The sequence below is a fragment of the Mesorhizobium sp. M2A.F.Ca.ET.067.02.1.1 genome (genome assembly GCF_004023285.1).
Classification (GTDB): domain Bacteria; phylum Pseudomonadota; class Alphaproteobacteria; order Rhizobiales; family Rhizobiaceae; genus Mesorhizobium.
This window is the reverse complement of sequence record NZ_RZSB01000161.1, coordinates 1-9,499: the sequence shown is the minus strand read 5'-3', so window position 1 is coordinate 9,499 and position 9,499 is coordinate 1. Positions and strand designations below refer to the sequence as shown.

Genomic DNA, 9,499 nt, shown 5'->3' with positions numbered 1-9,499 from the left:
TGGCGCGGAGACAGGTTTGCGGTTGAGCAGATCGTGCGTGGGGCCGGCGCAGCCTGCGAGGGCGAGCGCGAAGGCAAGGCCGACAACGATCTTCACATGCACAGTCAACCGGGGTCCCCCCAAGGGCGGCAAACCTCTCCCTTACTCCGATAAAGGCAGGGAGCGGCCGGGTCCAGTTCAAAGTCACGTGATGCGGAAACCACGTGGACAGGGTCACTGCGCAGCCAGCTGGCGGATGCGGTCGGTCACGTCGCGGTCGCTGGCAAAGCCGTCGTCCTCGCGCAGCCGCTGTCCGATCATCTTCACCAGCGCAGGGTTGTCGGCGAATTTCGTATGATTGAAGCTGTCGGCACCCTTCTCATTGGAAAGGTCGACCACCGTGACGCCATAGGAGGCAAGATCGGCGGCGTCACGATAGTCGCCGACGCGCGGCCGCGAGCCGGCGATCAGCCCGGAGAGCCTGAGCGCCCGGTCGTCATCCGACAGAAGCAGGATGAAGGGCTTGTCCGGCTTGCCGTAACGGCGCATCTGGCTCTTGAAGACGTCGACATCGATATCGGGCGATGCGAGCACCACGTCGCCCAGCTTGCCGCTCAGATCGCGATCGCCGGTGATGGCGAGCTGGCGCAGCGTTTCCATCGTCACCCAAGTTCCCATCGAATGGGCGACGATGTCGATGCGCCGGGCACCGGTCTGCGCCAGCATCCTGAGCGTCACTTCCAGCTGGTCGCGCGCGGCGGCGGCACTTTCCTTGTCATAGACATAGTCGGTGGTCTTGGCGCCGGATGCCCAGGAGAACAGCACCGGCGTGCCCGGATAGCCGGAATCATGGACGATCTGGGTGAGCCGGTAGACGGCGTCGTCGAAGCCGGTGTTGTAGCCGTGGACGAAGACCATCACACGTCCGCCGCGGGCGTCGATGTCGGCGTTGAGGGCGCTGGTGAATTTCGGCTGCGTGTCGTAGCCGACGACTTCCGAGGCCATGAAATACTTGGTCGGATCGTCCGACTTGCCGCGCGAGCGGCGCTCGATCTGGCCGACCTGGTGAATCGGCGGAACGGTGACGTTGACGCGGGCATAGTTCAGCGTCGCCGAGCGTTCGCCGTCGAAGACCTTGTTCGGATCGTCGGACCACTTGCGCGTGGTGGCGATGAAGATCGAATGGTTGCCCGCGATCTCGGTCGCCTGGGTCGGCACGACCACGCTGCCCAGGATTTCCTGCGTCTGGGGACCCGCGCAGCCTGCCGTCAGCAGTGCAAGGGCAATGATGAAAATCGTCTTCAACCGCACGTCGACACTTCCGCTGCAATTCCACTTTGGCCGCGATTGGCCGTCCACCTCCGCGGAAATCTCCCGGACAGCCGAAGTGCGGCTAAAGTAAGTCGTGTCTAGTGGAAATTGGCTCAGCGCCGGGCGAGGACCACCGTGGTGTTGCGCGAAAGCCAAAAGGGCGGCAGGAAGGTTGCGGGCACCGGCAGGGGCGCTGGCGCGTGCCGGCGAGATCGAAAATGAGGGACTGGTAGTGAACAGCTTTTCCGCCCGCGTCGCCGTGGCCGCCGAGGCGATCCGCGAAATCTTTCCGGAAACGCCGCTCCAGGAGAACGACTATCTGTCGAAGAAGACCGGCGCCCGCGTGCTGTTGAAGCGCGAGGACCTGACGCCGGTGCGTTCTTACAAGATCAGGGGCGCCTTCAATTTCTTCCGCAAGGCGCTTGCCGCCGGCAACAATGCCGAGCTGTTCGTCTGCGCCTCGGCCGGCAACCATGCGCAGGGCTTTGCCTTCGTCTGCCGCCATTTCGGCAAGAAGGGCGTCGTGTTCATGCCGGTGACGACGCCGCAGCAGAAGATCGACAAGACGCGGCTGTTCGGCGGCGATTTCGTCGAGATCAGGCTGGTCGGCGACTTCTTCGACGATTGCTACCGCGCCGCCTTCGAATTCACCGAAAGCGCCGGCGCGCATATGGTGCCGCCCTTCGACCACAAGGACATCATCGAGGGCAGGCCACCGTGGCCTACGAAATCGCGGCGCAGATGCCGGGCGCGCGCGCGCCCGACATCGTCATGCTGCCGGTGGGCGGCGGCGGCCTTGCCGCCGGCGTGACCCACTATTTCGCCGACCAGCATCGCGACCCGCGTTTCGTGTTCTGCGAACCTGCCGGCGCGCCGAGCCTGCGTGAAAGCCTTGCCAGCGGCAAGCGGGTGAAGCTCGCCAAGGTCGACAATTTCGTCGACGGCGCCGCGGTGGCCGAGATCGGCCGCGAGCCGCTGCGCCACCTCAAGGACTTCGCCGCCGATGCCGTCCGGCTGGTTCCGGAGAACCGGCTCTGCGCCACGATGATCGAGATGCTCAATGTCGAGGGCGTCGTGCTGGAGCCGGCCGGCGCGCTGGCTATCGACGCGCTCAAGGATTTTTCGCGCAAGGAGATCAGGGGCAAGACCATCGTCGCGGTCGTATCCGGCGGCAATTTCGACTTCGAGCGGCTGCCCGACGTGAAGGAGCGGGCGCTGCGCTTCGAGGGGCTGAAGAAGTATTTCATCATCCGCTTCCCGCAGCGGCCGGGCGCGCTGCGCGATTTCCTCGAAATGCTCGGTCCAGACGACGACATCGCCCGCTTCGAATATCTGAAGAAGTCGGCGCGCAATTTCGGCTCGGTGCTGATCGGCATCGAGACCAAGGACCGGCGTAATTTCGATCTGCTGAAGGCCAATTTCGACGCCGAGGGCGTGCAGTATCAGGATATCACCGACAACGAGACCCTGGCGGGCTTCATCATATGAGCGAAAAACAAGGCACGGTCTTCGTCGCGTTGTTTTCCGGCATCAATGTCGGCGGCAACCGCATCGTCAAGATGGCGGAGCTCAAAGCCTTCTTCGAGGGCCTCGGCTTCACCGATGTCGCGACCTATGTGCAGAGCGGCAATGTCGTGTTCCGGGCGAAGAAAGGCGATGCAGCAGCGCTCACCAAGGAGATCGAGGCGGCCTTCGAGAAGAAATGGGGTTTCAATTCGCGCATCATGGTGCGCGATGCCGGCTGGTTCGAGCGGCTGGTGAAGGACAATCCCTATCCCGAGATCTCGGGGGAGCCGACCAAGCTGCATGCCTATGCGCTGGAGCGCGAGCCGACGGCTGAGGAGACGCAGCGGCTCGCGGACAAATGCACCGGCCCCGAGCGCTTCGAGATCAAGGGCGACGTGCTTTACCTTCACGCGCCGGACGGGCTCGGCAAATCGGTGTTCGCCAATCTGATTCCGCGCACCTTGAAGGTGCCTGGCACGGCGCGAAACTGGCGCAGCGTGCTGGCGTTGCTCGATATGGCCGGAAAAGCCGGCGGCTGATCGCCGATTTGTCAGGCGGCCTTTTGCCAGTCGAAGCTCAATTCCTCGCGGAAGGCGAAGCGCTTGATATGGTCGGCGACCACCGTCTCCAACCGGTCCAGTGAAGCTTCATCGTCGGCGGCCAGAGCGATGTGCAGCGCCTGATCGTCGGCGTCCATGACGGTGCGGCCGATCGAGAGCTGGATAGCGCCATGCCGTGGGTCGAACTCAACCGGGAATTTGTGCGACCAGTGCTTGCAGAGCTGCTGCAGGTAGCGGCTGGCATGTTCGGTGGCGACATCGGCGCGGCTGGTCAGCATGAAATTCTCCTGGCGGATGAAGAAACGCCAGCCTGGACGGGGCTGGCGCCAATTTCCGGTAGATAGGCAGCATCTGGGGAAACGCCAGCGGCGGCCGGTAAAATCGGCGCGCTTCGCCGAGTTTTACCAGACGCCCGTGTTCGCCATCGACGCCCAAGGTTCGGCCTTCGCCTTGGCCGGGCCTTTCTGCAGGAGCTCGATCGAGATGCCGTCCGGCGAGCGGATGAAGGCCATGTTGCCGTCGCGCGGCGGACGGTTGATGGTCACGCCATTGTCCATCAGCTTGTGGCAGGTGGCGTAGATGTCGTCGACCTCATAGGCGAGGTGGCCGAAATTGCGGCCGCCCTTGTAGTCCTCCGGGTCCCAATTGTAGGTCAGCTCGACCAGCGGCGCCTTCTCGTTGATGCCGCTCTGCTCGTCTTCGGGCGCGGCGAGGAAGATCAGCGTGTAGCGGCCCTGTTCGTTTTCGTAGCGGCGGACCTCCTTCAGGCCGAGCTTGTTGCAGTAGAAATCGAGCGACTGGTCGATATCGGCGACGCGAACCATTGTGTGCAAATAGCGCATGGCAGCTTTCCTCGGCTTGTTGGGATTGCGAGGCACCATAGGGGCCACCCGGCGAAAGGGCAATCGTCCGACAATAGCGGCGGCGGGATCGACTTTAGGGTCTCGCCAATCGTGTTCGGGAAGCGCCGGCAAACAACATTTCAGTCTTTCCGGTGCTGAACGGTGAAAAAAGGCACGTCAGCCCTTGCACACCCCGGAAGCCGCAGTGTTAATCTCTCGGCCAGAATCAGTTGCAGTTCGATTTGAAAAAGGGGGCATTCTTATGGGGGAAAAAGCCTCTTTCACGAGGCGGGACGGAAGCCTTGACGACGCCTTGAAGCGGGACAATGGCGGCGACTCCGCCGAGCTTGTCGAAATCGCCGGGGCTATCAAATGGTTCGACGTGGCCAAGGGCTACGGCTTCATCCTTCCGGACGACGGCGTCTCGGGTGACATCCTCCTCCATGTGACTTGTCTTCGAAAGGACGGCTTCCAGACGGCGCTCGAGGGCGCGCGGGTCGTCTGCCTGGTGAAACAGGGCGAGCGCGGATTGCAGGCTTTCCGCGTCCTGTCCATGGATGCTTCGACGGCCGTTCATCCGGCAGAGCAGGAGCAGCGCACCCACGTTGCCGTCAGCCCGGAGAGCGGCCTCGAGCGGGCTCTGGTCAAGTGGTTCAACCGCACCAAGGGTTTTGGCTTCCTGACGCGGGGCGAGGGAACCGAAGATATCTTCGTCCACATGGAAACCTTGCGGCGCTACGGCATAACCGAGCTCCGGCCCGGCCAGGTCGTGCTGGTGCGCTTCGGCCGTGGCGACAAAGGCCTTATGGCCGCCGAAATCCACCCCGATATGGGTACCTTGTCGGTCTCGCATTAAGGACTTCTCGACGCCGTCCAAAAGCGCCTTTGCCGCGGACCGACTATCTTGCCCGAAAACCGGTTCCACTTCCGCGGATCATGGTTTAGGACGAGCGTCTGGACGAGGTACCCATGGCTCATCGCAATTGGCTGACTGCGGGCGCGCTCTGCGCCGCGATCGTTTTCGCCGCCTGTTTCATGGCCGCGCAGCCGAGTTCGGCGGATGCGATGCTGCTGCCCATCGACCGGACGCCGCTGGTGGTGGCGACCGGTTCAGGCGAGCGTTCCTTCTCCATCGAGATCGCCGACACTTCCGCGGAGCGGGAGGCTGGCCTGATGTTTCGCCGGACGATGGCCGACGATCACGGCATGTTGTTCGTCTTCGACAGAACCGGTGAGGTGGATTTCTGGATGAAGAACACGCCGATGGCGCTCGATCTCATCTTCGTCGGTGAGGACGGTCGGATCAACGCGATCAAGCGCGGCGAGCCCGAGTCCGAGGCAATCATCTCACCCGGACTGCCGGTGCGCTTCGTGCTTGAGTTGAAGGCAGGCACCGCCGCCAGGGACGGCATCAAGGAAGGCGATTTTTTGCGCCATCCGGCCATCGGCGCCGGATCCAACTGAAAAGCAGTTTCTGCCGATGCAATTCCTTTCGCATGACGGTTTTGAACTCGCCTATCTCGATCGCCAGCCGGCGTCGGGGCAGGGCGACCCCGTGCTGATGATCCATGGCTTTGCCTCCAGCCACTATGTCAATTGGGTCTCGCCGGGCTGGTTCAAGACGCTGAACGACGCCGGCTACCGGGCGATTGCCTTCGACAATCGCGGCCATGGCTCGTCGTCGAAGAGTTACGACGAGGCCGATTACACGCCGGCCAAGATGGCTTCCGATGCGGCCGCGCTGCTCGATCACCTCGGCATCGAACGCGCCCATGTCATGGGTTATTCGATGGGCGCGCGGGTTTCGGCCTTCCTGGCGCTTTCCGACCCGCAGAAGGTCGCGACGCTGGTGTTCGGTGGCCTCGGCATCGGCATGGTCGACGGCGTCGGCGACTGGGACCCGATCGCGGCGGCGCTGTTGGCGGAAGACCCGTCGCAAAACACGCATCCGCGCGGCCGCTCTTTCCGCGCCTTCGCAGACCAGACGCGCAGCGACAGGCGCGCGCTCGCGGCGTGCATCGCAACTTCGCGCGAGCTGCTCAGCGAGGACGACATGGCGCGCATCGCCCAGCCGACGCTGATCGCGGTCGGCACCAAGGACGATATCGGCGGCTCGCCGGACGAACTCGCCGCCCTGATGCCCAATGCCAGGGCGTTCCACATCGAGGGACGCGACCATATGCTCGCCGTCGGCGACAAGAGCTTCAAGCAGCGCGTGCTCGAATTCTACGCCGAATACCCGCTCTGAGCGCGCTCGCTCCCCGCCTGACAATGGTCGATCTTCTCGTCACCTACATGGAGATGTCCGCGCCGCCCCAGGGCGCGCCGCGTACGTCACCTTTGCCCGGCGCCATCGTGGCGCGCGAAAGGCTAGCTCCTTCCAGCTATCTCGATCTCTACCGCGCGGTTGGCGGACCGGTGCAATGGGACCAGCGGCTGCGGATGCCCGGGGCGGAACTCGAAACGCTGCTCGCCGACGATGCCACACATATCCACGTGCTGCGCTTCGATGGCGAAGCCGGTGGATTCTGCGAGTTCAACAATGTCGGCGAAGCGGCAATCGAGCTCGTCCACTTCGGGTTGGTTCCAGCTTTTCAAAGCAAGTGGCTTGGGCCGTTCCTGCTCGACCGGGCGTTGCGCGCGGCGTGGTCGCATCGGCCGAAACGGCTTTGGCTCGACACCGATACTTATGATCATCCAGCCGCGCAATCGGTCTATGGACGCGCCGGATTCAGCGCCTATGCGTGACGGATGGAAACCTTTCCGGATTAGGCAGTCCCGCTTTCCAGCGCCGCGAGTGATCGCTCGATGTTCTGTCTCGCCTTGGGTTCGAACCGATTCTGGAATTCTGCCGTATAGAAGATGTGCGGGCGGGCGAGGAAGCTCTTCAGGACAGCCGAGCGGCCGGCGCGCCACATCGGCTCTTCCACCCAGCCATATTCCAGCCGGACCGCCTGCTCATAGGCGTCGAAGACAGCAGGGTCGGCGCCGAGGATCGCCAGATCCATGTCGAGCAGAAGAGCGGCATCGCTGAGTGCGTCCTCATCGCGCAAAGGCGGCAACTGGTGGTTGGCGGTGGCGTTGATCATTGCCGCTATGCGGACGATGCGACCAGGATCGACTCGTCCGGCGAGCCTTTTCTCGGCCAGTTGGGCGCTTTTTGCCTCATTGTCCTTGGCGCGGCTGTCATAGATGGCGTCGTGAAACCAGATCGCGGCCTCGACGGCCTGCGGATCATCGAGCAGGCCTCGGTATTCGTCAGCCAGCGCCAGCATCGCCTCGATGTGGGACAGGCCGTGATAGTGGCGATCTTCGGCGCTATAGAGCGCCGCAAGCTCGCTTTTCAGCGCCTCGTCGATCAAGGGTTCGTTTTCCATCGTCGCTTGAATCTGCGTGAACCAGGTCCATTTGACAAAGCACTAAGGAAAATTGAGTTCAACCGTGCTATGATTTCGCTTATATGTGCCGCCCGAGAATGAGCAAGGCCGGAGACCGTCGATGAACAGCATTACGATTGCCCGCCCCAGCATGGTGCAGCCGGTCGATCCGATCTGGCGGTCGATCCGCGACGAGGCGATGGAGGCGGTGAACCGCGATCCCTTGCTTGCGGCCTTCCTCTATTCGACCATCCTCAACCAGGAGAGCCTGGAAGAAGCGGTGATCCACCGGCTTGCCGAGCGCCTGGCGCATCAGGACATCGGCTCCGATCTCATCCGCCAGACCTTCAAGGCGATGCTGGACGACGATCCGGAGTGGAGCACGACGGTTCGCGTCGACATCCAGGCCTATTACGACCGCGACCCGGCCTGCGACCGCTTCATCATGCCGGTCCTCTATTTCAAGGGTTTTCACGCCATCCAGACGCACCGGCTGGCGCATTGGCTTTGGAACCATGGCCGCAGGGATTTCGCGCTCTATCTGCAGAGCCGCTCGTCCTCGGTGTTCCAGACCGACATCAATCCAGCCGCCCGCATCGGCAAGGGCATCTTCCTCGACCATGCCACGGGCCTTGTCGTCGGCCAGACGGCCGTCATCGAGGATGACGTGTCGATCCTGCATGGGGTGACGCTGGGCGGCACCGGCAAGGCCAATGGCGACCGCCATCCGAAGATCCGCCGCGGCGTGCTGATCGGCGCCGGCGCCAAGATCCTCGGCAATATCGAGATCGGCCATTGCTCCAAGATCGCGGCGGGCTCGGTCGTGCTGTCGCCCGTGCCGCACAACAAGACGGTCGCCGGCGTGCCCGCGCGCGTCGTCGGAGAGACCGGCTGCGACCAGCCCTCGCGGCAGATGGACCAGCTCCTGCCGTCGCAGAGCATGGACCACGTGGTCAGCTTCGACATCTGACCGAGGCTTACCGGCGGCGCCCGAATTGGCCGCCGGTTCCGCTTGACTGTTCTCCCATGTTATCCTGCCGGCTTGCCTTTACATGGCCATCGTTGGCGTGTCAGAAGCGCGTTCCCACGAACAAGGCCGACATTTCGGAGAAGACTTTTGAAGCCTGACGAAATCAGAAAGCTGGACGCCTATTTCAAGCGCGTCTTCCAGAACCCCAAGTTGCAGGTCAAGGCGCGCCCGCGCAAGGAAGACTCGGCCGAGGTCTATGTCGGCGACGAATTCCTCGGCATCGTCTTCAAGGATGAGGACGACGGCGACTATAATTTCTCGATGGCCATTCTCGACATCGACCTGGGCTGAGCCAGCAACAGGCGCGGCCGGCACGCGGCAACGCGGCCCGGCCGACTGCAACCCGCAGGCGAATATCCGCTAATCCTGGCAATGCCGGGGAATGTGCACCCGACGCCAGCTGGTGGAACCTTCCCGCACCACCACCCGGCGCGCCACCGTCCCGTATGAAGGCGGGATTTCCCGGATGCGGACTTGCTGCGGCCGCACCAGCACTTCGTGGGCAACCGCTTCATACTCCGCCGGCTGCACGACGCGCCGGACGCGCTCCGGCTGGACCACGACCGTTTCGGCGACGCGGGCATAGCGGGCCTTGCGCCATACCTTGCACAGCACCTTGCGGCCATGGATGACGCGCGACTCCCAGGCATAGCCGCCATTATCGACCTTGACCGTGTGATGGACCGTGCGCGTGACCGCCGGGACGGTCTCATAGGTGACGCGCGGCGGCGCGATCTGGTCCACGCTTTGATAGGCGCCGAAGATCGGCGCCTCGTAATCGACCACATGTCCGCCGGGGCTCAGCATCACATCTTCGTAGACGGTGTCGTAGAGCGCCGGCCTGTGGATCGGCTCGTAGCATTCGAGCGCGCGGCTGCCGGCGGCGGGTCCTGA

The 9,499-nt window shown here is 63.3% G+C and carries 12 protein-coding genes and 1 pseudogene; 8 read left to right on the top strand and 5 right to left on the bottom strand.

Features of this window, described 5'->3' with window-relative positions:
- Nucleotides 1–213: 213 nt before the first annotated feature.
- Nucleotides 214–1,290 carry an alpha/beta hydrolase gene (locus EOA28_RS13880; protein WP_127386157.1) on the bottom strand — a complete coding sequence of 359 codons (1,077 nt, stop codon included), beginning with the start codon at nucleotides 1,288–1,290 and terminating at the stop codon, nucleotides 214–216.
- Nucleotides 1,291–1,522: 232 nt separating this feature from the next.
- On the opposite strand from EOA28_RS13880, the pseudogene ilvA reads away from it, so the two are divergent.
- Together ilvA and EOA28_RS13870 are read left to right on the top strand one after the other, a co-directional pair.
- Nucleotides 1,523–2,778, top strand: a pseudogene (gene ilvA, locus EOA28_RS13875) (threonine ammonia-lyase IlvA).
- Complete coding sequence (locus EOA28_RS13870) at nucleotides 2,775–3,335, top strand: DUF1697 domain-containing protein (protein WP_126082429.1); 561 nt, start codon at nucleotides 2,775–2,777, stop codon at nucleotides 3,333–3,335. The pseudogene ilvA and the gene EOA28_RS13870 overlap by 4 nt, the downstream one beginning before the upstream one ends.
- 11 nt (nucleotides 3,336–3,346) lie before the next feature.
- Here EOA28_RS13870 and EOA28_RS13865 read toward each other — a convergent pair whose 3' ends face one another.
- Together EOA28_RS13865 and gloA are read right to left on the bottom strand one after the other, a co-directional pair.
- On the bottom strand, nucleotides 3,347–3,634 hold the full coding sequence (locus EOA28_RS13865; protein ID WP_126082430.1) for a DUF2218 domain-containing protein: 288 nt from the start codon (nucleotides 3,632–3,634) through the stop codon (nucleotides 3,347–3,349).
- Between the two features lie 123 nt (nucleotides 3,635–3,757).
- Nucleotides 3,758–4,198, bottom strand: coding sequence for a lactoylglutathione lyase (gene gloA / locus EOA28_RS13860; RefSeq protein ID WP_127251577.1), 441 nt, complete (start codon nucleotides 4,196–4,198; stop codon nucleotides 3,758–3,760).
- A gap of 262 nt (nucleotides 4,199–4,460) precedes the next feature.
- Here gloA and EOA28_RS13855 point away from each other — a divergent pair, with 262 nt between their 5' ends.
- From EOA28_RS13855 to EOA28_RS13840, 4 genes are all read left to right on the top strand, one after another.
- Entirely contained in the window at nucleotides 4,461–5,054 is a 594-nt protein-coding gene (locus EOA28_RS13855) for a cold-shock protein (RefSeq protein ID WP_127251591.1), read from the top strand.
- A gap of 113 nt (nucleotides 5,055–5,167) precedes the next feature.
- Complete coding sequence (locus EOA28_RS13850; protein ID WP_127251578.1) at nucleotides 5,168–5,662, top strand: DUF192 domain-containing protein; 495 nt, start codon at nucleotides 5,168–5,170, stop codon at nucleotides 5,660–5,662.
- Nucleotides 5,663–5,678: 16 nt separating this feature from the next.
- The gene (locus EOA28_RS13845) at nucleotides 5,679–6,446 is read left to right on the top strand and encodes an alpha/beta hydrolase (RefSeq protein ID WP_127251579.1); all 768 of its coding nucleotides are present in this window, start codon (nucleotides 5,679–5,681) and stop codon (nucleotides 6,444–6,446) included.
- 23 nt (nucleotides 6,447–6,469) lie between these two features.
- Complete coding sequence (locus EOA28_RS13840) at nucleotides 6,470–6,946, top strand: GNAT family N-acetyltransferase (RefSeq protein ID WP_127251580.1); 477 nt, start codon at nucleotides 6,470–6,472, stop codon at nucleotides 6,944–6,946.
- A 20-nt stretch (nucleotides 6,947–6,966) separates the two neighbouring features.
- On the opposite strand, the gene EOA28_RS13835 is transcribed toward EOA28_RS13840, so the two are convergent.
- Nucleotides 6,967–7,575 carry a hypothetical protein gene (locus EOA28_RS13835; protein WP_128314969.1) on the bottom strand — a complete coding sequence of 203 codons (609 nt, stop codon included), beginning with the start codon at nucleotides 7,573–7,575 and terminating at the stop codon, nucleotides 6,967–6,969.
- Between the two features lie 121 nt (nucleotides 7,576–7,696).
- Between EOA28_RS13835 and cysE the strand changes: the two genes are divergently transcribed.
- Both cysE and EOA28_RS13825 read left to right on the top strand, forming a co-directional pair.
- Nucleotides 7,697–8,545, top strand: coding sequence for a serine O-acetyltransferase (cysE, locus tag EOA28_RS13830; RefSeq protein ID WP_042644430.1), 849 nt, complete (start codon nucleotides 7,697–7,699; stop codon nucleotides 8,543–8,545).
- A 147-nt stretch (nucleotides 8,546–8,692) separates the two neighbouring features.
- Nucleotides 8,693–8,896 carry a DUF3126 family protein gene (locus tag EOA28_RS13825; RefSeq protein ID WP_042644432.1) on the top strand — a complete coding sequence of 68 codons (204 nt, stop codon included), beginning with the start codon at nucleotides 8,693–8,695 and terminating at the stop codon, nucleotides 8,894–8,896.
- 69 nt (nucleotides 8,897–8,965) lie between these two features.
- On the opposite strand, the gene EOA28_RS13820 is transcribed toward EOA28_RS13825, so the two are convergent.
- Nucleotides 8,966–9,499 (bottom strand): hypothetical protein (locus EOA28_RS13820; RefSeq protein WP_128314968.1); only part of this gene is annotated, 534 nt, incomplete at its 5' end.